Source organism: Mycolicibacterium obuense, from assembly GCF_055397605.1.
In genome coordinates this window covers 4,208,479-4,230,425 of sequence record NZ_AP043663.1, presented here as the reverse complement: position 1 = coordinate 4,230,425, position 21,947 = coordinate 4,208,479, and the positions used below count along the sequence as shown (strand labels likewise).

Sequence of the window (21,947 nt, the reverse complement as noted above, 5' to 3'; positions counted from 1 at the left end):
TTGCGAGTTAGCTCCGCCTTCGATGCGGCATTGATCTGCCGCGTTCGGTGACGTAATCGGTCCAGTCGCGGGCGGCGAGTTTGGCCCAGGCGGCTGCGTTCTTGGTGGTGATCGCGAGCAGTTCGGCCAGCACGGGTGCGGGCATGTCGCTGGCGAGCTGGAAGAGGGCGGCTTTGCGATGTTCGTAGGGTTTCACCCCGACCGCGACGAGCTGGGTGCGGATGTTCTCGGTGGACAGGTGGGTGCCGGGAAGTCGGCCGGGGAACAGCCAGCCCGTATGGGATGGGGTGTAGCGGCTTTCGCATTGCTGCTCCAGATGCTCGCGGATGAGGTCGTCGAGTAGGGGAGGCATTTGGATGGGGATGGCGGCGAAGACGACATGCACGGCGTGATCGTCGGAGATCGAGATTTGGCTTGATCGCAGGGCGACGATGCGCGAAAGAGGTTGGGCGAACAACAATGTGAGCAGTCCCGCGATGCGGGTTTTGCGGCGGATTGTGTCGTCGTGCAGCAGCCGCCCGACGGCGGCCCACCGCTGGGAATCCGAGACGGTTACCGAGGGAGGTGACCGTGGCGGATCGGTGACCCTCAGTGTGGTGTTGATGCGGGATTGGCGTAGCCAGACGAGGAAGGCGTACTCGGCAGTGAGCGGCCTCCGGTGGAGCGCCTGGTAGCGCTCCAGCATCTCCTGTGTCGCTGTCGCCGGAGTGGCGTCGTGGGTGTGCAGAAACGCCATGAACTGAATCGCCACGCGGACGCGACGACGGCAGGCATCGGTCATCGATCTCGTCAGCCGGTTCTCGTGGGAGGCCTTGCGCATCTGGCGCAGTACATGCCAATGCGCGAATCGGCGAATGATGGCGGCGTCTTCGGCCGGAAGCTCGGCTACAACGTCCTCGATCCAGGGCAGCATCCGTTCGACGCGGATGTCGATCGGGCCCAGAACGCCGACCGCGACCAGGAGGCTGCGCAAGTAATCGTGGGCTCGGTCCGAGGGAAGATCGCTGAAGGTGTCGTGGCTGATTTCACGCGTTCCGCAGGCCATGTCGCGAAGGAGCTGCGGGCCGGTACCGGGCTTCTTTCGCAGCCACCAGAGCACCGTCTGTGGGCGGTCGGCGTTGATCAGTTCGTCGAACACGGGCCGTAGTCGGTGATGAATCGTGCCGCTGATCGGGTCGGTGAGCAGCTCGGTGAGGCGCTCGCGTAGGAAGCAGCGGGCGCATCGGTAGAACCCGTAGGGGTGTTCTTCGCGGCCGCATTCGCTGCAGGTGAAGATCGATGCGACACCGGCGCAGGAGGCGCACACGATGGCATCGTCGAGCTGCCACGCCAGTGGCCGCACGGTCTCACACCGCGGGCATTTCTCGGGGTGATAGTGCCGTCTGCGACGGCATGCGACACAGATGCGACGCCCGTGCGTCAGTGGGGTTAGCCGGATGGTGCTTGCACACTCCCAGCAGGCCCGCTGAGTCACTGGTTGTCGTGGGGGCGGCGGATGGTGGCGCGGATGGGTCGCAGGTCGCCGATGCCGGGTCCGCTGTCGTTGACCGCGGGCGCCTCACGGACTTGTTCGGCGACGAGCTCGAGCAGGTCGTTGGGCGTGCACGACAAGATGTCGCAGAGGGCGGCGAGCAGGTCGAGATTGATGCGCTGCGGGGGCTTGGTCGCGATCCGGTGCACCATCTGTCGGGAGATCTCCACGCCACGCTCGTGCAGCGGTGCGACAAGGTCGGTGGTGGCGAACATTCCGTTCTGGGCCATCAGCTGACGCAGGTTCCACCGCAGCACGGTCCTAGTGCTCATCTCCGCCTTCACCTGTCGTCGTGGATGATCCGTAGACGCGGCGCAGCGCCGCCTGCAGTGTTTTGGTCTTGAAGTCGTCGGACACCGAGGTATAGATCGCGGTGGTCGAGGCATACGAGTGCCCCACCTGTTCGGTGACGAACCGCTCCGGATAACCGAACTCGATCAGATGGGTGACATAGGAGTGCCGCAGGCAGTGCAAGGTGAGCTCGGCAGGCAGTCCCGCTTGCACCCGTGCGACGGCGAATCGCCTATCCATGGTCTTGGTCGCCACGCGCCGTCGACGCTCGGTCAGCCAGAGCTCTTGACGGTTCCCGGGGCTGAGGAGTGGGCGGCCGTGGTCGACCCATTGGCGCAGTCCGTCGATCACCCAGTCGAACTCCGGAACGGCGAGCACGGTGCGACGCCTGGGAGAGCTGCCGCGACGTGATTTGGCGTAGCGAACGTGGACGGCGCCGAACGTGCCCCAGGCCGGCATCCGCGAGTTCGGACGCAGGTCGGCGAGATCGAGATAGCACAGCTCGCGGCGGCGTAAACCGAAGGCGTAGGCCGTCTTGATCATCTGTGCGTCGCGCAGCGCCGCGAACGCGCCTTTGTTCCTGGACCGAGCGAGAACATCGACGCGATCATCGAGGAAATCGAACAATGTTTCCAGTTCGTCGTAGGTGAACGGGCGACGCGCGGGCTTGCCCTCGTAGTCGACCAGATGCGCGGCGGTGTTGTAGTCGTGACAGACCTGCGATGGGATCCGTCCGAACCTGTTCTCGCATTGCGCGATCCAACCGTAGCGGCTATCGAGTAGGTAGTCGCAGAACATCCGCAACGACATGTGATAGCCGCGAATGGTCGACGGTGCTTTGCGTTCCGGGCCCGACATCAAAGCGGCCGTGAAGTCTTCGACATCGCCGGCAGTCCAGTCCCACGGAGGCGCCCCGGCGAACTCTGCGAACCGCCGCACCAACGCCAGCCGCGGCTCGATCGTGGCCTCAGCAGCGAGTAGCCGAGACGCCTGTTGACGACCCCACCCAGACAGCATCGCTTCGAAGACTGCGCTGGCCTCGTCCAGGTGAACCACGCCCGAGGCAAGAACCAAGTGCGCCGACCCCGGAACGCTCACAAGAGAACCTCCATCTATCGTCAACTTAGAGTTGTCAATGACAACCGCAAGTTACCACACCTGCGAGCGAAATCCGTCTACCAGGAGGAACACGAAAGTGGTTCAATGAAGCGCATCCGGCGCTGGTCCCATGCGCCAGATATACGCGTCAACTTCAGGTTGATTCGCGACCTTCGGGCCCTGAGTGCAAGAGGTGTGTGGTCTGTGGTGGGGCGACGGAAGGGGGTCATGGGGCAGGGAGCTGGGTGGGCGGTGCTCGGTGGTGAGTGACGCGGGCTGTGGGCGTGGTGAGGTGAGTGGTGGTAGACGGATGCGGTGAAGGCGAAAAAATTGGTGAGAGGCGAATGTGGCTGCGGTGGTGGTCCGCTCGCCGGTGGACCTTCTACTGTCGGCGACTATGACAGCAGCAACGTCCAAGGTGGAAGCCCGGCGCCGGGCACGCGAAGCGACCCGACGCGCCAACGAGGAACGCGCCGCGCGGGATAAGGCGAACATCGATGACGCCGCGGACTTTCTCGTCGCGGTCGGCAAGGTCGCCGAAGTCGAAAGTTGGAAGAGGGAGCGCCTGGCCCAGCTGCGCGCGCAGGTCGACGCAGAAGCGGCCAAGCGGGTGGCTGGCCATCGGGCCAAGGCCGGCGCGGCGGTCGCACGTATGCAGGGCCGTGGTGAGACGCTGACGACCATCGCCGCACGGACCGACGTCGGAATCGGGATCGTCCGCACCATGGCACGGCATGCTCCGAAATGCGAGAAGCGGACTGCCGGGAATGGTTCGCATGCACTAGGTCTGGAGGCATTGTCCGGCCCGACCGCTCAGGGGGTTGACCCCCACGCTGACCAGCCTCCGGCGGATGCAGCCTCGGCGTGACGCACTGCGCAACGGTGCAACGAGGCCGGTGGTGCACGACGATGTGCACGGCCGGGGTGCGTGGGTCGGCGGGTGCGTGGGCCATCATGGAGGTGCGCCGTTACGCCGGTCGGCCCGCTGACGCACACGCCGGTCGCGCCCCTGGTGCTGCGAACCGGCCTGTGCGTCCGACTACACCAGGTCTGCCCAGCGCGGTGGGGAGCGCTCGACGTGGCAGGGGCTGCGCAGCGGTAAAGGGGCACCCGGGAGCAGGGTTACGGCACCGGTGGAGCGGGCCGCGGTGGCCGCGCTGAATGTCAGTGCCGGCGGATAGGTTCAACGGCCATGAGAAGCGCGGGACAGCTTGTTGTTGATCAGCGTGTGCACGCTGCCGAGATCACGCGCTTTCACAGCCATGTCGTCTGCGGCCCAACGGCTTCGGATTGCAACATCTGGACCGGCGCGATCGGCGCCGATGGCTACGGTCAGCTCTACCTGACCCGCGAGCGTTCAGGATTGTGCGTTCGCCCGCACCGCTACGCGTTGGCGATCGTGTCCGGTGTAGTGGCCGCTGGGGTGCTCGGGCTCCACGAATGCGACAACCGTGTGCGTCAAGATCTCGGCGGCAACAAAACCCCATCAGCACGTCGGTCCGGCCCGCAGGGTGACAACATTGAGCGGATGGCGCGGATGCATCGCGGCGGCGGCCGATATGCGTTGCGACGCCTCGACGGTCGCGGTATTCGACGGGAACGGTCGGCGACGCTGCGGGAGGCGGTGCGCCATGGTGGGGACGCGGCGCTGCTCGGTGATCAGGCCACGCTGTGGTGACATACGTCAGGGCCCCCCTGGAGCCGGTGCGCGTGGGAGCGGGTGCGGCGAGCTGGATGGTCTGGCGCGCGGTGTCGCAGTGCCGAGCTGGAAGGGTGTGCGGCGGTGGTGTCGCGCGCGGGCGCTTAGCCGCGCTGCACGAGTACCGCGTCGCGTGACGTCGCACCGTGTTGGCGTCGAACAACACGAGCAGAGCAGAAACTCGGGCGGTGCGGGCCCGGCAGATGCGGTGCCGCCCGATCGTTTCGCCGTGCCGTGGCCGTTGAGATCGACGCGCAGCGTGTTGCTCAAGCGCGCAAGCTTGAAGAACTGACCGACGCGGGGGGCAGAAAGCCTGAGGTAAGCAAGAGTGGCCTTGCCGCGCTGCACGGTGCCGGCGAGGAGGTCGGGGTGCGATCGCATTGTTCTGCGCGCTGGTAGCACCTGCCGCCGTGTCCTCCTCATCGCCCTGTATCGGATGTGCCACGCCGTGCTATTCGGGGATGCTGGGCGGTTCGCTTCGAGTGGCGAGGACACAGGTCACCGGATTTCAGGGCCCGTTCCGGCCTCAGTGGATGGACCGGTTGTTTCGCAAGGCCCGGCTGGACAGCGGCTGCCTGGCCTCGTAACCTAACCGTGACCTACGTATCTAGTACGTACTTGCTTACTTTGCCGAAGGTTTTCGCTGTTGTGACTTCATCTGTGCTTGCGGTCCTGCCGCGCGCGTTGGGTAGACGGTTCGTCTGCATTTTGGTGGCTTTCGGCGTTTTTGCTGCGCTTTTGGCAACCGATGTGCGCGCTGATCCGGCGGCTGATGCGCTTGCCGAACTGACTGAATTGTCGCGTCTGGCGGAGCAGACCACCGAGCAGATTCACACGGCGCAAATCGACCTTGACGAGAAGCTCGCAGCGCAGCAGGTTGCGGAGAAGGGGGCGGATTCGGATCGCATGGCCGCGGATGCAGCGGCGGCCGATCTGGTGAGGTATCAGGCTGCAGTCGACAGGTTGGCCGCGGCTGCCTACATGGGTGGGCGCACGGATACCTTGGCGGCGGCGTTGACGGCGACGTCCCCTCAGGATCTGATCGATCAGCTGGCAGTCCAGAAGACGGTTGCGTCGGAGCTGACTGTGCAGATGGCTGCGTTCCGGTCGGCCAGTGCGCGGGCCGCGGCAACTGCAGAGCGGTCTGCGAAGTCGGCAGCCCAAGCACGGAGTGCGGCCGATGAGGCGGCGGCAGTGCGGACCGACCTGGAGGCCAAACAGCGTCGGATGGCGGAACAGATTGCTGCTGTGCAGGCCCGCTACGACTCTTTGACGCCTGATCAGCGAGCGATTCTGGCTGACCCTGGCCCCGCGCCGCCTCCTTTGCCGTCGACTCCGCCGGTGAGCGATCCGAGCATCGTTGCTATGCCGGGCCCGGCGGGCGGGGCCTCCTCGGGGAACGGTGTTGCGGTGGTCCAGGCGGCGCTGACACGGGTGGGGTCGCCTTATTCGTGGGGAGCCACCGGTCCGGATGCGTTCGACTGCTCTGGGCTGATTAAGTGGGCGTTTCTGCAGAACGGCAAGTCGTTGCCTCGGTCGAGTCAGGCGCTTGCGCAGGGCGGGCAGCCGGTGGCGCTTTCAGACGTTCAGCCCGGCGACATCGTGACCTTCTATGCTGACGTGTCTCACGCGGGGATTTACATCGGCGACGGGTTGATGGTGCACGCGTCGACGTACGGAACGCCGGTGAAAGTGGCGCCGATCTCGTCGGCACCGATTCACAACGTGCGGCGGTACTAGGCCGCCGCCGCGGCGCTGCGTCAATCGTTGAAGAAACGGCTGGTGATTTCCGTCCACTTGCGGATCTCGTCGATGGTGTGAGCGACGTGCAGCGTCGAGTCGGGGATCAGCTCAGCGAGGCGCTCGGCGGTGGAGATGGGATGCAAGGGGTCGGTGTCCCAGGCCAGCACCAAGGTGGGCTGGCGGATGGAGGTCAGCCGATTGGGGTCGGGTAGATCGGAGGAGCCGACTCCGCGCAGCGCGGCGGAGACCACATCGTCGTCGACGCCGGGTTCGAATTTGCCGTGCCGGTAGTTGGCGAAGATCGGCAGTGGGGGAGCTTCGGCCCATTGTTGTCGCCAAGCGGTTGTTCCAATGGAGTCGATGAGGTCGGCGGTGTCGAAGTACCACTGGCGCAGTTGATCGGGCCCTGTTTCCCAGGCGACGGGAGGGATCACCAGTGCCAGCCGCCTGAATCGGCGAGGAGCGTTGAGGGCGGCGTGCAGTGCTGCAGCGGCTCCGAGCGAGGATCCGGCGAAATCGATGGGTTCATCGAGGCCGGCCGCGTCCAGGACGCGCAGGAGATCGTTGGCTGCCTGCTCGAAGCGATAGTCCTCGGGTTCTGGTCGGCCCCGTGATGCGCCGTGTCCGCGTTGGTCGTAGGTGATTAGACGGCGGCCCTCGGCGATAGTGTCGATGTCGAAGATGCCCAGGCCGCGCACGATCTGCCGGCTCATGAGCACGCCGTGCCCATAGCCGACTGGCACCGTGTTGGGTGGGCCGCTGAGCTGGTAGGCGATGGTGGCGCCATCGGTGATGAGAAGGTGGTCATCCGGCATTGCGGCTCCTCAGATGCGTTGGTGCGGTATTGCGTGGGGTTTCGGGTGCCAGCCGTCTATTCCACAGCGGTGAGGACGTTCACCGTGGCACCGTTGTCGGTTGAGGTGTAGATGGCGGTATCAGTGGCGATGTAGACCTGACCGTTGCCCGCGGCGAGCAGGGCCTGGGGTTTGTTGTTGAGCGAGTGGCCCGGCTGCCAGGTCTGCCCGTCGTCGGCGCTGGTGTACAGCCGTCCTTCGAGGTCGGCGCCGAGCAGGGGACCGCGGTCGGGCCAGCTGATGAACAGCAGTGCCGGCGCACCGGTGACTGCGCTGAACGTCCTCGCCCCGTCGGTGCTTCGGAGCAGCCCTTGGCGTGCTGTCGCGAGGATCTCATCCGGGGCATCCGGTGATATTGCGAGGTCGACGGCGGGGACTTCTGCGCGCTGTTGCCAGGACCGCTGATCAAAACTAACCATCACGGTGCCGGATTGACTGTCGTGACCGTAGACCCGTCCGTGGCGGTATTTGAGCGCGTGGAAGTCGGCGCTACCGTGCAATGACAGAGGTTCCCAGGACTGGCCGGCGTCGCTGCTTTTGATCAGGCCGAGGTGGGGCGGTTGTTGGCGATCGGCGGGGTCGGGGTGGCCGCTAGCCAGGAATTCGTCGGGGCCGGCGACGGTGAAGCCCATGAAGTCCTGCGAGAGCTCACCGACTCGTTGTGGCGCCTGATCTTGCTCAACGGTGTAGAGGCCGTAATGAGTTGCGACGTAGAGCTTGTCGTCAGATGGGTTGATGCCGAGGCCGTGGATGTGCACCATGCCCGGCACGACGGCGGGTGGCGGGCTTTCAGGGGCGTTCGACGAACAGGCCGCGGCCAGAGCCCCGGTCAGGGCGATGGCGAAAAGGTTGCGGATCAGCACACGGACACCTTCCGGTCACGAGATCTACGTAGTTCAATAGTAGGTGGGCGGTGCGTGAGGTGGCTGCGCCTCGGGTGGCGCGACCGCGAGTGACAGACCGGGGGAGTCGTCTTCATCAAATCTTCATCGGATCACGAACCGACCCATACTCGGATTGCTGAGGCTGGGGTGCGGCGGCGCAAGGGCTTGCCGTGTGGACGCATGGTGTCACGAAGATGTTTGAGGAAGGATGTGCGATGCAGCACAAGCGTTTTGGATTCGGGCTTGCGGCGCTTGCGGCGTCGGCCCTGTTTGTCAGCGGCTGTTCGAATGCAACGAACGAGTCTCAGTCATCGTCGTCGAGCACCACCTCGGCAGCAGCGTCGGCGTCGGCTTCGCCCAGTGCTGCGAGCAGTGACGCTGCCCATAACGATGCTGATGTGACGTTCGCTCAGGGCATGATCCCTCATCATCAGCAGGCGATCGAGATGAGCGACATGCTGCTCGGCAAGCAGGGAGTTGATCCTGAAGTAGTGTCACTCGCCAACGAGATCAAGAACGCTCAGGGTCCTGAGATTGAACAGATGCAGGGCTGGCTGCAGGACTGGGGAGTGTCCTCGTCGACGACGGCCCCCAGCACCGCCGCAATGCCCGGTCATGACATGCCTGGCCATCAAATGCCCAGCGAAGACATGGGTGATATGCCGGGTATGAGCGGCGGCGGTATGGGCATGATGTCGGAAGCCGATATGGCTGCACTGCAGAACGCGCAGGGCGCCGAGGCTAGCCGACTCTTCTTGACCCAGATGATCGAGCATCACAAGGGCGCGATCATGATGGCGCAGCAGGAAGTTGACAACGGCCAGTTCCCGGCGGCAGTCGAGATGGCGCGCAATATCGTGTCTTCGCAGCAAGCAGAGATCGACACGATGCAGGGAATGTTGGACAAGTAGCGCGGAGAGGGCACTAGTCAGCGACGCGCTGAGTCAGCCGTCGCAGGGTGGTGTTCGCTGCGTATCGGGGTGATGGGCAGGGCGATGGTGAATGTTGCGCCGGCGCCGGGTCCAGCACTGGCTACCGAGATCGATCCGCCGTGCGCTTCGATGAGCGCTTTGGCTATGGCGAGCCCGATACCGGCGCCGCCATGCTCGCGGTCGCGGGCGGTGTCTGCCCGGTAGAACCGTTCGAACACTCGGGTGACGTGCTCGGCGGTGATCCCTTCTCCGGTGTCAGCGACAGCGATTTTTACCTGGTCGCCGTCACGAAGACAGTGAAGGTGTACCGACCCGCCGGGCGGTGTGTGCCGTAGCGCATTCTCCAGCAGGTTCCCCAACACTTGAGACAGTCGTTGTTCGTCGGCCCAAAGCGGCGGTAGCGGTTGCGGGAGGTGTACGTGCAGTCCGACCCCCTTGGCGTTATAGCGTTCTTGTGCTGCTGCGACGCACTGGCGGGTTAGGCGGTCCACGTCGAGGGAGGCGTAGGACATAGACACCGCACTTTCCTCGGCCTTCGCCAGCGCGGCGACGTCATCGGAGAATCGCACCAGCCGACGGGTTTGGTCGCGCAGCATGGCTGCTGTCTGGGGTGTCAGGGAGCGCACGCCGTCTTCGAGTGCCTCGATGTAGGCCTCGAGTACTGCCACGGGTGTGCGGATCTCGTGCGCGAGGTCTCCGAACAGTTGCTGTCGTGTCGAATCGACGGCTTGAAGCCGGGAGGCCATTTGGTTGAATGCGGTTGCGAGGGCGTCGAAGTCATCGCCGAGGCGCGGCGGTGACACGCGGATGTCGTAGTTCCCTTCAGCGACATCGGTGGCCGCGGCGGCGACTTCGGTGATGGACCGTTGGAGGCGTCGACTGACGTAGAAGCTGACCGCGAGGGCGGCCAGTGCTGACACCGCTAAAGCGCCTCCGATGGAGATCACCGTTGCGTAGCCGTAGGCCTCTTCGGCGTGGACTTCTTCCAGGGAGTCCATCGGGACACCGGCACGGTGGAGGTGTTCGCGGAACAGCGGTGGGCCGACCACGGCAGCGACCACCGCGGTCGTCGCCGCTCCGGCCGCCAGCACGATGGCTTGGGCCGCCAGGAGTCGCAGGCCGATACCGGGACGGCCCGGCCGTCGACGCCGGCGAGGGGTCGACGTAGGTGGGGGAGTCACTGTCCGGTTCCCATCCGGTATCCGACACCTCGAACCGTGGCGATGTAGCGGGGGCGTGCGGCGTCGTCGCCGAGTTTGCGTCGTAAGTGTCCGATGTGGACGTCGACGAGGTGTTCGTTGCCGACCCAGGGTTCGTCGCGGATTATTTCGAGAAGTTGTCGGCGGCTCAGCACGATTCCTGGCCGCGCGGACAGGGCTTCGAGAATGTCGAATTCGGTGCGGGTCAACAGGATTAGTTCGTCGTCGATATGTACCTCGCGGGCGGCGACGTTGATGCTCAGTGCGCCGAAGCGGCGCGGCGGGGCTGTCTCTCGTTCGGCGGGTGCGGCGGCTGTTTGCAGGATGCGGGGTCGCCGCAGCATGGCGCGGATGCGCGCGACCAGCTCGCGGGGACTGAAGGGTTTAGTGATGTAGTCGTCGGCGCCGACGGTGAGGCCGAGCACGGTATCCAGTTCGGTGTCACGGGCGGTGAGCATGACGACGTAGGCGTCGGAGAAGGTCCGCAATTGCCGGCAGACCTCGAGTCCGTCGATGCCGGGTAGGCCGAGGTCAAGGATGACGACATCGGGATCCAGGTCGCGTGCGACGGCGATTGCGTCGACACCGTTGCCGGCGACGACGGCTTCGAACTGCTCGCGTTCGAGATAGCTGGCCACCACTTCGGCCAGGGGGAGTTCGTCGTCGACGACCAGCGCGCGGTATCCCTTCGCGCTCTCAGGCGCGCCCAGGTGGTGGTGCTGCATGTCCATATGGTGCCTGCTGGTGCGCCCGTAACCAGGTATGGCTGACCGGGCGGCTCGATCTTCAGCAGATCTTCACACGACTCATACCGTTTTCCTCCTGCGGTGGGGTGAGGCTCACTGTGAGGAGGGCCTGACATGCGTTGGCTGATGGACGTGTGCCCGAACAGTCTCGGGTGGCAAGCGTGGCTGATCCTGTGTGCCGTGGTCGTGGTGCTGTGGGCGGCTGCGATCGCCGGCGCGACGGCGCTATTTAACGCCTCTCGCTGGCCGCGTCGTTCGGGGCGGCCTGACGTGCCCGAGGAGGCCGATTCGCAGGGGCCGCACCGCGGCGCACTGACCGGTCCACCTGCGCGGCATCGCGGCGACGTCAATATTCGATCAAGCGGGTGACGTAGGGCGTCATGCCGGAGGTGCGCACGGGCGAGATCTTGACGACCGACCCGGTGTAGGGGGCTTCGATCATCATGCCGTCGCCCAGATACATCGCTTCGTGCTGGCTGGCGTTGGGGCCGTAAAAGATGAGGTCACCGCGTCGCATCTGTGACGAGGGGATCTTGCGGCCTGCGTTGTATTGCGACCCGGAGTAGTGGTCGAGTTTGATGCCGACGCCGGCGAAGGCATACAGCATCAGGCCCGAACAGTCGAAACCCACGGTGTTGGCGCCCTGGTCGATGCCTCGTGACGGGCCGTTGGCGTTGCCGCCGCCCCAGGAGTAAGGCACGCCCAGTTGTGACATGGCGCGGCGAATCACGAACTCTGAGGCCTGGCGGCCGTAGAGGCGGGGGATGCGTCCGTTGGTGATGCCGGGATCTGCGGCGGCGGTGACTGGAGACAGAATGCCGAGTTTGGTGAGGAACTTGCGGCCCATGTCGGCCGTCAGCTGCGCCGAGGTCGCCATGATCTTGAGGACGGCATTGATGATGGCCACCGGGTCGCCGGCCACGTTAGCGCTGGGCACCATCGGCAGCGTGGTGTCCCACAGGCCCCCCTCGGTGGCGCCCCCCGGCGACGTGGTGCCGCGGTCCCAGGGAGCGCCGGATACCGGCACAGTGCCGGGTTGCGCCGCACTGGGCGCGGCGGCTGTCGCCGCCACCGGTCGGGCAGCTTCCAGTCGAGCTTGAGCGGAGTCGCGTTCGGTAGCGAGCCGTTCGACCTCGCGTCGCTGTGCGGTAAACGTCTGCTGGGCGTCCCGGAGTGCGGCTACCGCGTCGTCTTGCCGGCGTTGGGCGTCTGCGGCGGCGCTCTCGGCGCGCGCCCGCGCTGCCGTCGCAGCAGAAAGCTTGTTGGCCTGATCGGTCTGCCGACGCAAGAGGTCGTCGTGGACCCGCTGGAAGCTGATGGTGAGGGTCTGCTGGGTCGAGGCCCCGGCCAGGATCTCCTCGGGACTTTGTGCCAGCGGCAACGCACCCGACGGCCCGTTCATATAGGTCGACGCGGCGAAGCGGTCAAAACGGTGTTGTGCGGCCTCGATCGCGTGTTGGCTGGCGGTAAGGGCTTGGTCGCTGGCAACAACGTCGCGTCGGGCCTGCGCGAGGGTGTCGCGAGTGGCCGCGATTTCGACCAGGGCACGGTTGACGCCCTCTTGCTTGATCTGGATGTCGCTACCGACGTCGGCCATCCGCTGGTTCGCTTCGGCGACCGCCGCAACCAATGAGGGAACGTCGTCGCGGTCGGGGCTGCCGTCATGCCCGGCAACAGCGGTACCCGGGGCGCTGAGCACCAGTGCCGGCATTAATGCGAAGAGACTCAGAAAAGAAGTGAGGCGCCGCATCGAATCTCCTCAGCTGGGGTGAGCGTTGTCGAGCCGCGCATCGAAGCCGAACGGCACCCGCGGCGCTCCTACTACCGAGCTAAGTACGTAGCACGATAGTACGTAGACGGAACGTACATCACTTTGGTATCAGGAGGAACGTCTGTCACAGTCTCAGGTCGGTTACGACTGTGCGCCACGGGCGCTAGTTTCACGCGCCGCGGCCGGTAGTGCAGATGCTGGCCCTATGCGGTCGAGGTGAGGCGTATCGCGGCTTTTCCCAGCTCGGCGGCTACATTGGGGGCTGAAGAGCTCGGGGCGCGAGGAGGCCAGCTCGTCGCGGAGAGCGGGAGAGGCGCAAATGGAACAGCGAGGATTCGGCGACCTCGAAGCGGTGGTCATGGATTGCGTGTGGGATTACGCCGAGCCTGTCACGGTGCGTGAGGTTTTCGACGAGATCTCTCAACGGCGGCAGATCGCGTACACCACCGTGATGTCGACGATGGACAACCTGTACCGCAAGCGCTGGTTGCAACGTCAGCGCGATGGGAAAGCGTACGTGTATCAGGCGTCCATGAGCCGCGAGGAGCGTTCCGCGCGTTTGATGAAGGCCGCGTTCGACGCCGGCGGGGATACAGATGCGGTGCTGGCGTTCTTTGTTGAGCAGATGAACGCCGAGCAGTCCGCTCAATTGAAGGCGGCTCTGCGCAAGGGGCGTCGGTGATGACCGCCGCGCTGTGGCTGCTCCTCTACGGCAGCGCGCTGGCCTGGTGGGCGCCACCGGTCCTGAGGCGGATGACCCGTCACGGCATCAGCCCCCATATGGGAGTGGCCGCCTGGCTGGCCACCGTCGCCGCGACGCTGACGGCGTGGCTCGTCGCGCTGATCATGGTCATCGGCGCAACGACGGACAGTATTCGTACGGGCGCGGTCGTGACGCTGTGCCTGGAGCTGTTTGGCTTCTCCGAGCACACCCCCATGGCCGGACGAATCGGTTCCGTTGTTCTCATCGCGGTAGGAACCCTGACGTCAGGGTTCGTCGTAATGCGGATCGGTCGCTGCTTGTCGCGGCTGCGGGCGCGAAGTCACGAGCACGCGCGTGCCGCGCGGATCGTCGGCCGACCCACCGACCATCCCAATGTGGTGGTCGTGGAGGCCGACCGGCCTGCTGCCTACTGCGTGGTCGGACGCCCGAACGCCATCATCGTCACCTCCGCGGCGATGAAGTCGTTGAACCGATCACAGCTCAAAGCGGTTCTGGCGCATGAAAACGCGCACATCTCAGGGCGCCACCACCACATCCTCATGGCGCTCCGCGCTTTGGGGGGCACACTGCCGCGGCTTCCGCTTTTCGCGACGGCCCCTCATCGTGTGGGTGAACTGCTGGAGATGTGCGCTGACGACACCGCCGTGCGCCGCGTCGGCACGCATCCGCTGTTGGCTGGATTATCTGCTCTGGCCGGAGAACACCCGCCTGCACGGGAAGGCCTCGCCGCGGCGGGAACAGCGGTCATCGCGCGAGCGCAGCGCCTGCTCACCCCCACACGCCGGCACGTGCGATGGCGCCACCGCATCTGCCTGGCAGCCGCGATCACCGCCATGCTCGCCACACCCGCCCTCATCCAGGTGCTCTGCCACCACTAGCGCCTCAACGCCCGCCGCACGTTCCGCAGGTGGAGCCAATGCGCGTAGGCCGCCAGCAAAGGAAACACCGCTTGGCGCGCGGGCCGATAGAGCGCAAATTATCTACGTAGTAAAACCGTAGATGATCTGCGGTACAAGCAGCGCAACGATCTGTTGTATCTCCTTCGCGGAACCTCCAAAAGGGCGTTTTCGCAAGGGCATCGGGCGAAGTCGATCGTGCGACGGAACGGCCGGATGGCTCGGCGCAACGGCGGTCGCGCTCTGATCACAACCCGGCATCGGCTAGGGGGCCGAGCCTGAATTCGCCGATCCGCTGCTACAGTCGGCAACATCGTGAAGTACTTCGACGCGAACTCTGGGCAACGCCGCCGCGCCATCGTCGCGGCGTTGATCGCGTTCTGGACCGTCATCGTCGGAGCCGAGTGGGCACTGCCCGGCGTGAATGCGGCACCTACGCACGGACCGCACACCCTGGCCGCCAGTGCGGTCGGCGCGCCGATGTCTGTCGAGCTCGACCACCCCCACCTCTCCCAACCCGACGCCGAGTGCACGCCCGACACCCTGGCCGAAGCGATCCTGCCGCGGGGAACGGTCTCCCTGATCGCGCTCGCGTTGGGCCTCGTCGTGGCTGTACTTCCGCTGCTGTGGTGCCAGGCGGCGAAGGCGCCTATCCGCGGTCCACCACGGAACGCCCGCGCCCTGCGCACCGGCCGCGACGTGCTCGCCCACCTGTGTATCGCGCGCCGCTGATCGGCTAGCGTCAGGCCCCGTCGTCTTCGACGGTGGCCGGTGACCGCTACCTGCCGTCAGTCGCCGTGCTTCGTCGCGGCCTCACAGAAGCGACATTCATCGATGAATCCTGCCCTGCCAATCCGCCATGCACGCACTTCCCACACCCGATCGGCACAGCCACAACGCGGCCGCAACGAGCGGCCGGCCACCATGGTCGGCCAGACCCCTGTCTTGAGAATCGGCGCACCGTTCACGTCAGAAGAGCGGGGCTTTTGCGCCAAACTCGAAGGCTTCAACCCGGGAGGAATGAAAGACCGACCCGCGCTACACATGGTCGAACGCGCCCGCTCCCGCGGGGCACTTACCCCCGGCGCCCGCATCGTTGAATCCACCAGCGGGACGCTGGGATTGGGTCTCGCACTAGCCGGAACGGTCTACGGGCACCCCGTCACCTTGGTCACCGACCCCGGGATGGAGCCGATCATTCAGAATATGCTCGCCGCATTCGGCGCCGACATCGAATTGGTCACTGAACCGCACCCACAGGGAGGCTGGCAGCAGGCTCGCCGTGACCGCGTGCAGAAGATCTTGGCCACCGACCCGCGCGCGTGGCATCCCGATCAATACAGCAACCCCGATAACGTCGAGGCCTACCGCGGGCTCGCGTTGGAACTGAACGAACAACTCGGCGCCGTTGATGTCCTGGTGTGCTCGGTGGGCACCGGAGGCCACTCGGCCGGCGTCGCACGCGTCCTCCGAGAATTTAACCCGCAGCTGCGGCTGATCGGCGTCGACACGGTGGGCTCGACGATCTTCGGCCAGCCCGCGGCTTCTCGGCTCATGCGAGGCCTGGGATCGAGCATCTATCCCGGCAACGTCGACTACCAAGCGTTCAACGAAGTGCATTGGGTTGCCCCCGCGGAGTCGGTGTGGGCATGCCGCACCCTGGCGGCCACCCACTACGCCAGTGGCGGCTGGAGCGTCGGTGCGGTCGCCCTAGTTGCAGGCTGGGTCGCACGCAATAGCCCTGCCGGAGCCACTGTCGCAGCGATCTTCCCGGACGGCCCGCAACGCTACTTCGACACCATCTACAACGACGACTACTGCCGCGCCCACGGCCTGCTCGACGCAGCGCCCCCGAGGCATCCCGCCACCATTGAGGACCCGATGACCCAGACAGTCACGGCGTGGACGCGATGCACCACCGTTGTCGACCCCACCGAGGTGCAGTCACGATGACCCTGCTGTCAGCCTTCCGCAGCTTTGGTTGGCCCAGCCGGATGCTGATGATCAACCAATTCGGCATCAACCTGGGCTTTTACATGCTCATGCCTTACCTGGCCGGCTACCTCGCCGGCCCGTTGGGGCTGGCCGCGTGGGCCATCGGCCTGGTGCTGGGTGTACGTAACTTCTCCCAGCAAGGCATGTTTCTCATCGGCGGCACTCTGGCAGACCGGCTGGGCTACAAACCGCTCATCGTCTGCGGATGTGTCCTCCGGACAGCAGGATTCGGCCTGCTCGTCTTCGCTGAATCGCTGCCGGCGGTTCTGATCGCCTCGGCAGCAACCGGCTTCGCCGGCGCCCTGTTCAATCCTGCGGTGCGCGCCTATCTGGCGGCCGACGCGGGCCCACGGCGCGTGGAAGCCTTCGCGGTGTTCAACGTGTTCTATCAGGCGGGCATTCTGGCCGGACCCCTTGTCGGGCTGGCCTTGATGTTCGTCGATTTCCGAATGACAGCTGCCGCCGCAGCGGTCGTGTTCGCAGCGCTGACCGTGGCCCAACTCTTAGCATTGCCCCACCGCGCCGCGGGGACACCTGATGAGAAGACATCGGTGCTGCAGGACTGGCGAACAGTAGCGGCCAACCGCTCCTTTCTGCTCTTCGCGGCGGCCATGATCGGGTCGTATGTTTTGTCATTCCAGGTCTATCTGGCATTGCCGCTTCAGGCGCGAGACCTGTTTCCGCGCAACGATTCCGTTGTCACCGCCATGATCTTCGTGGTCTCGGGTCTGGTTGCTGTCCTCGGCCAGATGCGGATCACACGATGGTTCGCCCACCGCTGGGGCGCCGGCCGCTCGCTGGTGATCGGCATGCTGATCCTCGCGGCGTCGTTTTTGCCGCTGATCGTGCTGCCCGATGACACCAGGGCAGGCAGAGTCGCCGCCGCGACCGCGCTACTCGTCGCCACGGCGGTGCTGGCGGTCGGGTCGGCGGCCGTCTTCCCGTTCGAGATGGACACCGTCGTCTCATTGGCCAACAACCGTCTCATCGGAACGCACTACGGCTTCTACAACACCATCGTCGGAGTCGGCATTCTTGTTGGCAATCTGGCCACCGGCTCGCTGATGCAGGCCGCCCGAGATCTCGGGCAACCCTGGCTGCTGTGGGTTCTGCTGTCGGCAATCGGGCTGGCCTCCGCAGCGGCCTTGTTCCGGCTGGACCGACGGGGCCGACTTCAACCCGAACAGCTGACATCCTCTGGCGCGCAAACCCCCCGCTGAACACCCGAAGACGCGAACATGCCCGACACCCCATATCGCCATCTACGTAGTAGCTACGTAGATGGCGATATGCTGGTTCCAGCATCCGCGCGGACACCTTCACGCCGTGAATGGCCCACGCTGGCAAGGAGACTGCCACGACCATCGAGCCGCACCCCGCTTCGGGCAGCGTTGCCTCTCCGGCGATAGCTGCTGGGCGCATTCGCGTTCTGCTGGTTGAACCTCGGCGCATCTACGCCGACATGTTGGCCGGCACCCTGCGCGCCGAAGAGTTCGCCGTCGACGTCGCACGCTCAGATGCTGCAGCGCTCACCGCGGTGCGCGACGATGACCCCGACGTGGTGGTGGTGTGCCTGGGATCATCCGCGCACGGCGCCGTCGTCCTTGACCGTGTTCGCCAGGCCGCCCATTGCGGCGTCGTCGCGCTCGCCGACACAGAGATGGCGCCACTGATATCGCGCGTCGGAGTGGTTCCCATCGGCTCCCGCGACATACTCAACACGCGAATACGGCAGACACTCAGGCATTCTCACCAACGCAGCGAGGACGGCGGCGCCCAGCGACGCCACGTCGACGATCTGGTGATCGACGTGGGGGTCCGGCGGGTCTATCAGCGCGGCAACGTCATATCGCTGACTCGAACGGAGTTCGCGATCCTTCGGGTTTTGTCCGATGATCCAGGGGAGCCCGTGACGTGCCGACGACTTCAGGAAGTCCTTTGGGGGGCGACGCAGCCCGGCGGGCGGTCGGCACTGGGCGTGCACATCGGCAATCTACGTCGCAAGCTCGGTGACGCCCCGTCTTGTCCGCGCTATGTCCGGACGGTCCGCGGCATCGGCTACTGTCTGGCCGGCTGAACCGTTACCCGGTGCGGACAAGGCTTTTGGCGGGAGGAAGCTGTTGGCGGAAGCGTTCGGGGTCAGGTCTCGATAATCCGTATGACGTAGGGTGTCATCCCGGCGGTACGCACCGGTGAAATCTTGATGGGAACGCCGGTTTGTTGCGCCTCGATCATTTTTCCGCCGCCGAGGTAGATCGCTTCGTGTTGGCTTCCGCCGGGCCCCCAGAACAGGAGGTCACCGCGTTTAGCTTGCGCGGGAGGTACCTTGCGGCCAGCGTTGTACTGGTCGCCGGACCATCGCGGCAACAGTACTCCGACGCCGGCGAAGGCGAATCGTGTCAGTCCTGAGCAGTCGAAACCGACGGTGCCTGCGCCTTGGTCGACACCGCGACTAGGGCCGGTGAGGCTGCCCCCTCCCCAGGAGTAGGGAACGCCGATCTGCGTTCCTGCCCTGCGGATAACGTATTCGATCGCCTGGGCACCGTAGAGACGGTTGCCGCGGACGCTCGTTTGGGGGCTTGCCGCGGGACTGACGAGTCCGAGACTGCCCAGGAAGCTACGCCCCAAATCCATCGCAGTCTGGGTGGCAACGGCCGTCGCCTGCAAGGACGCGTTGGCGATGGCAACCGGATCGCCGGGCGCTCCCGCACTGGGGATCTTGGGCAGGAGTGGATCCCACGGACCGCCTGTCGGCTCGGCGGAGGCTGCTGGGGTGCACGCCAAAAGTACCGTCGCGACGACGGCAACGATCACCCCAGTCAGGCGAAAGCCGGACGCAGATACGCGGCCTTCCTCCGGGCGGGAGCATCGGGCCATCGGTTCCATATGGCGTTCTTTCTTTCGGCTGTCGGAGCGCCGGTGATTGGTTTCGCCAAAAAAGGCGAAGCAGAGCGTTCCGTACTGTGCAGCAACGATGTACGTAGCGAATACGTAGATCAGCCTAACTCACATATGCCTCATCAGTAACACCCGCAACATAATTACAGTGCTGGAATTTCGGCGGCTGGAATTGCTAATGGCTTTTGCGAATGGGTGTTTGACAGTGTCGGTCGTCGATGCCGGGACTACGAAATAGTCGGTGGTCCGGACATGTGAAAACGCCGTTACCTGAGGACGGCAAACCAAAGGTGTCGTAGCGGAAAGGGCTGCGCTACCTGTGCTGCGTGGGCCCCACGGCGCGCGATGCTCGGGTGACGCTCGGCAGTTCGCAACCCGGTTCGGTGGATGCGAGACGTCCTGCTGACACGCGTAACTGGTGCCACGAGGTGACTGGGAGGCGGCGGTTGTGAGTCTCCGCTTCTGCTCTGTGTTTCAGAGGTTGGCGTTGCCGGCTTTCCACTGATCCCAAGGGATGTTCCAGTCACCTAAACCGTCTGTCCCCGACAGCGTGGGGCCGGTGGTGTTGATGACCTCAACGATGTCGCCGCGTCGGGTGTTGTCGTAGAACCAACGGGCGTTGGCCGGATTGACGTTGAGGCATCCGTGGCTGACATTGGCGATGCCTTGGCTGCCCACCGACCACGGTGCAGAGTGCACGTAGATCCCGCTGTAGGACATCTGGGTCGCCCACTCCACCTCGGTGCGGTATCCGTCAGGAGAGTTGACCGGGACTCCGTAGGTGGACGAATCCATCACCAGAAACGAGTAACGATCTCCGATGATGTAGGCGCCGTTATCGGTCGGGGTCTTGGCTTTACCCATGGAGATGGGCATGGTCTTGACGATCTGACCATTGCGCCGCACAGTCATCGTTTTGGTGGCGTCATCGGCGGTGGCGATGACCTCGTCACCGATGGTGAACCGGGTAGTGACGTCATCCTGACCGAACAGCCCGTCACCGAAGTTGACGCCGTAGGCGTTGACCGCCACCTCTACTGTTGTTCCCGGTTTCCAGTATTCGGCTGGGCGCCAACGTACTTCGCGATTATTGAGCCAGTAGAAGGCTCCCTCGACCGGGGGGGTGGTGGTCACGTTGATCGCTTGCTGCGCCGCAATCCGGTCGGTGATGTTTTCATCGAAGCGGATCGCGATGGGTTGGCCCACGCCAACCGTCTCGCCGTCGTTGGGCAGGACGTAGGGCATCGTTAAGTTGTCGGGCGAGTGGGTTTCGAAGGTCGCTGTCGTAGTGGTCGCGCCGCCCAGTCCAAGGGCCTGGGCATGAAGGGTGTACTGCTTGTTGTAGCCCAGCGGCTCGGCAGACGACCAGGACACGCCATCGGGGCTGAGCTGTCCGTCGACGAGATCGCCGGCTTCGTTGGTCAACGAGACTTGGCCGAGAACGCCGTCACCGGCGGACACGGTAACAGGGGAGTCCACCGCGACACCGATCGCTCCGTCGGTCACCGACGCCTGCAATTTGGGCACTAGCAGGTCGGCGAACGGGGTGCCTTTATCAGTGATGACCTCGGGCTGGGGCGCGGCGGCCGGCGACGAGCTGCACGCGGCCGCGATCAGCAGCACCGCCATCGCCAGGACGGCCGTCCGCAGCCACTGCGCCGTCCTGCGAAACGGTGGGAGGCAAGTCGCCTGCGGCATCAGTGTGGTCTCCGTATCCGAATGTTGACATCGCTGATGAGCGGGCACTGCGTGCGCCGCGACAGCCGTTCGCGGGCGGCGGTGCACCGTTCACGGATATGGTTCAAGTGTGCTGATGCGTCATTTGGCTTTCTTAGTCCTTCGATGAAGATTCAGTAAAGACGCAGACTTGCGCACTGGTCTGCCCGACATGGCATCCGGCTAGCTCTGGCAGGCGCCGAACGGGCTGCCGATCCTTTGTTCGTCGATCGTCGGACCGTGGCGCGCAATAGGCCACGTAGAAGGCTATGGGTCTAGTACGCGTTCTGGGCTGATCGGGAACGCTTGAGGCAATCACGGTCCGGGAGCGCTAGACGCTGGTCCCTCTCAGCCCTGCTCCGGTGTCGGTCTCGTCGCGGTGGGGTCCTTCGTCGCGGTGGTGGACTTGAGGCTGCACCCTCCGGCGGGGGTGAAGGGGTGTATCAGCTGCCGCCCGTACGCGGTGGGGTAGTCGGGGTGTGCGGCCATGCCGAGCTGGGTGGAGTCGAATCGGCGGGTGGGGTTATAGGAGTAGGTGCGCATGAGGTGGTCCCAGACCAGGATGAACAGCCCGAAGTTGACGTCGCCGATGCCGGCCCACTTGAGGTGATGGAAGCGGTGGCCTTCGTTGAGAGCCAAGACGTGCTTGGCGGGGCCCACGCGGTAGTCGGCGTTGGAGTGCTGCAGCAGCAGCTGGATCGCCACCGCGATTGCGAGCAGGGAGGCGACGTTGACGGGCAGACCGATCAGGATGAGCGGTGCCACACCAGCGGCTCCCGCGAACGATCGCACCGTTCCGTTGGGAAGCCGTATCGTCCTACATCGACAGGCTGGCCCGCGCCAACCATATCGGCGTCTCCACACTGCGCGGCCATGTCGCCGAATCATGCGCAGCCCGGCCGCGACCGGACTGGTTGGCCGTCGTCAGCGGCCAACCTGAGCAGGTAATCCGGTCCCGTCTCTGCGGGCT

The 21,947-nt window shown here is 65.0% G+C and carries 21 protein-coding genes and 1 pseudogene; 11 read left to right on the top strand and 11 right to left on the bottom strand.

What is annotated here, in order from left to right; all coding sequences use genetic code 11:
- Positions 1 to 7 precede the first annotated feature (7 nt).
- The 3 genes from ACZ50N_RS20190 to ACZ50N_RS20180 all read right to left on the bottom strand — a co-directional run bounded on the left by ACZ50N_RS20190 (position 8) and on the right by ACZ50N_RS20180 (position 2,920).
- Entirely contained in the window at positions 8 to 1,342 is a 1,335-nt protein-coding gene (locus ACZ50N_RS20190) for a hypothetical protein (RefSeq protein ID WP_046363130.1), read from the bottom strand.
- Between the two features lie 128 nt (positions 1,343 to 1,470).
- Positions 1,471 to 1,803, bottom strand: coding sequence for a helix-turn-helix domain-containing protein (locus ACZ50N_RS20185; protein WP_024449211.1), 333 nt, complete (start codon positions 1,801 to 1,803; stop codon positions 1,471 to 1,473).
- Positions 1,793 to 2,920, bottom strand: a complete 1,128-nt coding sequence (locus tag ACZ50N_RS20180) for a tyrosine-type recombinase/integrase (RefSeq protein WP_046363131.1) — start codon at positions 2,918 to 2,920, stop codon at positions 1,793 to 1,795. Before ACZ50N_RS20180 ends, ACZ50N_RS20185 begins: the two co-directional genes overlap by 11 nt.
- Before the next feature lie 397 nt (positions 2,921 to 3,317).
- Here ACZ50N_RS20180 and ACZ50N_RS20175 point away from each other — a divergent pair, with 397 nt between their 5' ends.
- The 3 genes from ACZ50N_RS20175 to ripC all read left to right on the top strand — a co-directional run bounded on the left by ACZ50N_RS20175 (position 3,318) and on the right by ripC (position 6,359).
- Positions 3,318 to 3,788, top strand: coding sequence for a hypothetical protein (locus tag ACZ50N_RS20175; protein WP_073683298.1), 471 nt, complete (start codon positions 3,318 to 3,320; stop codon positions 3,786 to 3,788).
- 324 nt (positions 3,789 to 4,112) lie between these two features.
- A complete protein-coding gene (locus ACZ50N_RS20170; protein WP_464473614.1) occupies positions 4,113 to 4,598 on the top strand; it encodes a hypothetical protein in 486 nt (161 codons plus the stop codon).
- Between the two features lie 669 nt (positions 4,599 to 5,267).
- A complete protein-coding gene (ripC, locus tag ACZ50N_RS20165; RefSeq protein ID WP_213449639.1) occupies positions 5,268 to 6,359 on the top strand; it encodes a peptidoglycan hydrolase RipC in 1,092 nt (363 codons plus the stop codon).
- Positions 6,360 to 6,379: 20 nt separating this feature from the next.
- Here the strand turns inward: ripC and ACZ50N_RS20160 are convergent, their stop codons facing one another.
- Both ACZ50N_RS20160 and ACZ50N_RS20155 read right to left on the bottom strand, forming a co-directional pair.
- On the bottom strand, positions 6,380 to 7,177 hold the full coding sequence (locus ACZ50N_RS20160) for an alpha/beta fold hydrolase (RefSeq protein WP_083407547.1): 798 nt from the start codon (positions 7,175 to 7,177) through the stop codon (positions 6,380 to 6,382).
- 56 nt (positions 7,178 to 7,233) lie between these two features.
- Complete coding sequence (locus tag ACZ50N_RS20155) at positions 7,234 to 8,079, bottom strand: F510_1955 family glycosylhydrolase (RefSeq protein ID WP_073683295.1); 846 nt, start codon at positions 8,077 to 8,079, stop codon at positions 7,234 to 7,236.
- A gap of 236 nt (positions 8,080 to 8,315) precedes the next feature.
- Here ACZ50N_RS20155 and ACZ50N_RS20150 point away from each other — a divergent pair, with 236 nt between their 5' ends.
- Positions 8,316 to 9,011, top strand: a complete 696-nt coding sequence (locus tag ACZ50N_RS20150; RefSeq protein ID WP_073683356.1) for a DUF305 domain-containing protein — start codon at positions 8,316 to 8,318, stop codon at positions 9,009 to 9,011.
- A 17-nt stretch (positions 9,012 to 9,028) separates the two neighbouring features.
- On the opposite strand, the gene ACZ50N_RS20145 is transcribed toward ACZ50N_RS20150, so the two are convergent.
- Positions 9,029 to 10,213, bottom strand: a complete 1,185-nt coding sequence (locus ACZ50N_RS20145; protein ID WP_073683294.1) for a sensor histidine kinase — start codon at positions 10,211 to 10,213, stop codon at positions 9,029 to 9,031.
- Positions 10,210 to 10,956: a response regulator gene (locus tag ACZ50N_RS20140; protein ID WP_067952909.1), complete on the bottom strand. Its 747-nt coding sequence runs from the start codon at positions 10,954 to 10,956 to the stop codon at positions 10,210 to 10,212. The genes ACZ50N_RS20145 and ACZ50N_RS20140 overlap by 4 nt, the downstream gene beginning before the upstream one ends.
- Positions 10,957 to 11,091: 135 nt before the next feature.
- Here ACZ50N_RS20140 and ACZ50N_RS20135 point away from each other — a divergent pair, with 135 nt between their 5' ends.
- Positions 11,092 to 11,346, top strand: a complete 255-nt coding sequence (locus ACZ50N_RS20135; RefSeq protein WP_234880203.1) for a hypothetical protein — start codon at positions 11,092 to 11,094, stop codon at positions 11,344 to 11,346.
- Here the strand turns inward: ACZ50N_RS20135 and ripA are convergent.
- Positions 11,324 to 12,727: an NlpC/P60 family peptidoglycan endopeptidase RipA gene (ripA, locus tag ACZ50N_RS20130; RefSeq protein ID WP_073683293.1), complete on the bottom strand. Its 1,404-nt coding sequence runs from the start codon at positions 12,725 to 12,727 to the stop codon at positions 11,324 to 11,326. The two genes, ACZ50N_RS20135 and ripA, sit on opposite strands and share 23 nt — an antisense overlap.
- 340 nt (positions 12,728 to 13,067) lie before the next feature.
- On the opposite strand from ripA, the gene ACZ50N_RS20125 reads away from it, so the two are divergent.
- From ACZ50N_RS20125 to ACZ50N_RS20100, 6 genes are all read left to right on the top strand, one after another.
- Positions 13,068 to 13,430 (top strand): BlaI/MecI/CopY family transcriptional regulator, encoded by a 363-nt coding sequence (locus tag ACZ50N_RS20125; protein ID WP_024444607.1) that lies wholly within the window; start codon positions 13,068 to 13,070, stop codon positions 13,428 to 13,430.
- Positions 13,430 to 14,350 (top strand): M56 family metallopeptidase, encoded by a 921-nt coding sequence (locus ACZ50N_RS20120; protein WP_073683292.1) that lies wholly within the window; start codon positions 13,430 to 13,432, stop codon positions 14,348 to 14,350. Before ACZ50N_RS20125 ends, ACZ50N_RS20120 begins: the two co-directional genes overlap by 1 nt.
- Before the next feature lie 333 nt (positions 14,351 to 14,683).
- Positions 14,684 to 15,100: a putative copper homeostasis (lipo)protein LpqS gene (lpqS, locus tag ACZ50N_RS20115; RefSeq protein WP_073683291.1), complete on the top strand. Its 417-nt coding sequence runs from the start codon at positions 14,684 to 14,686 to the stop codon at positions 15,098 to 15,100.
- Positions 15,101 to 15,202: 102 nt separating this feature from the next.
- Positions 15,203 to 16,321: a PLP-dependent cysteine synthase family protein gene (locus ACZ50N_RS20110; protein ID WP_464473613.1), complete on the top strand. Its 1,119-nt coding sequence runs from the start codon at positions 15,203 to 15,205 to the stop codon at positions 16,319 to 16,321.
- Entirely contained in the window at positions 16,318 to 17,583 is a 1,266-nt protein-coding gene (locus ACZ50N_RS20105) for an MDR family MFS transporter (RefSeq protein ID WP_011856854.1), read from the top strand. The genes ACZ50N_RS20110 and ACZ50N_RS20105 overlap by 4 nt, the downstream gene beginning before the upstream one ends.
- 110 nt (positions 17,584 to 17,693) lie before the next feature.
- Positions 17,694 to 18,440 carry a winged helix-turn-helix transcriptional regulator gene (locus ACZ50N_RS20100; RefSeq protein ID WP_172835605.1) on the top strand — a complete coding sequence of 249 codons (747 nt, stop codon included), beginning with the start codon at positions 17,694 to 17,696 and terminating at the stop codon, positions 18,438 to 18,440.
- 62 nt (positions 18,441 to 18,502) lie between these two features.
- Here ACZ50N_RS20100 and ripB read toward each other — a convergent pair whose 3' ends face one another.
- The 3 genes and pseudogenes from ripB to ACZ50N_RS20085 all read right to left on the bottom strand — a co-directional run.
- Positions 18,503 to 19,249, bottom strand: coding sequence for an NlpC/P60 family peptidoglycan endopeptidase RipB (gene ripB / locus ACZ50N_RS20095; protein ID WP_464473612.1), 747 nt, complete (start codon positions 19,247 to 19,249; stop codon positions 18,503 to 18,505).
- A 486-nt stretch (positions 19,250 to 19,735) separates the two neighbouring features.
- Positions 19,736 to 20,959, bottom strand: coding sequence for a L,D-transpeptidase (locus tag ACZ50N_RS20090; RefSeq protein WP_099961880.1), 1,224 nt, complete (start codon positions 20,957 to 20,959; stop codon positions 19,736 to 19,738).
- A gap of 366 nt (positions 20,960 to 21,325) precedes the next feature.
- Positions 21,326 to 21,748: pseudogene (locus ACZ50N_RS20085) on the bottom strand (sterol desaturase family protein); the annotation flags it as partial.
- Positions 21,749 to 21,947: the final 199 nt, after the last annotated feature.

Bases quoted from the DNA above. Each gene is read 5' to 3' on its own strand.
- ACZ50N_RS20110 (WP_464473613.1), top strand. From the start codon at position 15,203: ATGAATCCTGCCCTGCCAATCCGCCATGCACGCACTTCCCACACCCGA.
- ripA (WP_073683293.1), bottom strand. From the start codon at position 12,727: ATGCGGCGCCTCACTTCTTTTCTGAGTCTCTTCGCATTAATGCCGGCA.
- ACZ50N_RS20175 (WP_073683298.1), top strand. From the start codon at position 3,318: ATGACAGCAGCAACGTCCAAGGTGGAAGCCCGGCGCCGGGCACGCGAA.
- ACZ50N_RS20170 (WP_464473614.1), top strand. From the start codon at position 4,113: ATGAGAAGCGCGGGACAGCTTGTTGTTGATCAGCGTGTGCACGCTGCC.
- ACZ50N_RS20090 (WP_099961880.1), bottom strand. From the start codon at position 20,959: ATGCCGCAGGCGACTTGCCTCCCACCGTTTCGCAGGACGGCGCAGTGG.
- ACZ50N_RS20125 (WP_024444607.1), top strand. From the start codon at position 13,068: ATGGAACAGCGAGGATTCGGCGACCTCGAAGCGGTGGTCATGGATTGC.
- ACZ50N_RS20105 (WP_011856854.1), top strand. From the start codon at position 16,318: ATGACCCTGCTGTCAGCCTTCCGCAGCTTTGGTTGGCCCAGCCGGATG.
- ripB (WP_464473612.1), bottom strand. From the start codon at position 19,249: ATGGAACCGATGGCCCGATGCTCCCGCCCGGAGGAAGGCCGCGTATCT.
- ACZ50N_RS20185 (WP_024449211.1), bottom strand. From the start codon at position 1,803: ATGAGCACTAGGACCGTGCTGCGGTGGAACCTGCGTCAGCTGATGGCC.
- ACZ50N_RS20160 (WP_083407547.1), bottom strand. From the start codon at position 7,177: ATGCCGGATGACCACCTTCTCATCACCGATGGCGCCACCATCGCCTAC.
- ACZ50N_RS20120 (WP_073683292.1), top strand. From the start codon at position 13,430: ATGACCGCCGCGCTGTGGCTGCTCCTCTACGGCAGCGCGCTGGCCTGG.
- ACZ50N_RS20135 (WP_234880203.1), top strand. From the start codon at position 11,092: ATGCGTTGGCTGATGGACGTGTGCCCGAACAGTCTCGGGTGGCAAGCG.
- ACZ50N_RS20140 (WP_067952909.1), bottom strand. From the start codon at position 10,956: ATGCAGCACCACCACCTGGGCGCGCCTGAGAGCGCGAAGGGATACCGC.
- ACZ50N_RS20150 (WP_073683356.1), top strand. From the start codon at position 8,316: ATGCAGCACAAGCGTTTTGGATTCGGGCTTGCGGCGCTTGCGGCGTCG.
- ACZ50N_RS20100 (WP_172835605.1), top strand. From the start codon at position 17,694: ATGGCCCACGCTGGCAAGGAGACTGCCACGACCATCGAGCCGCACCCC.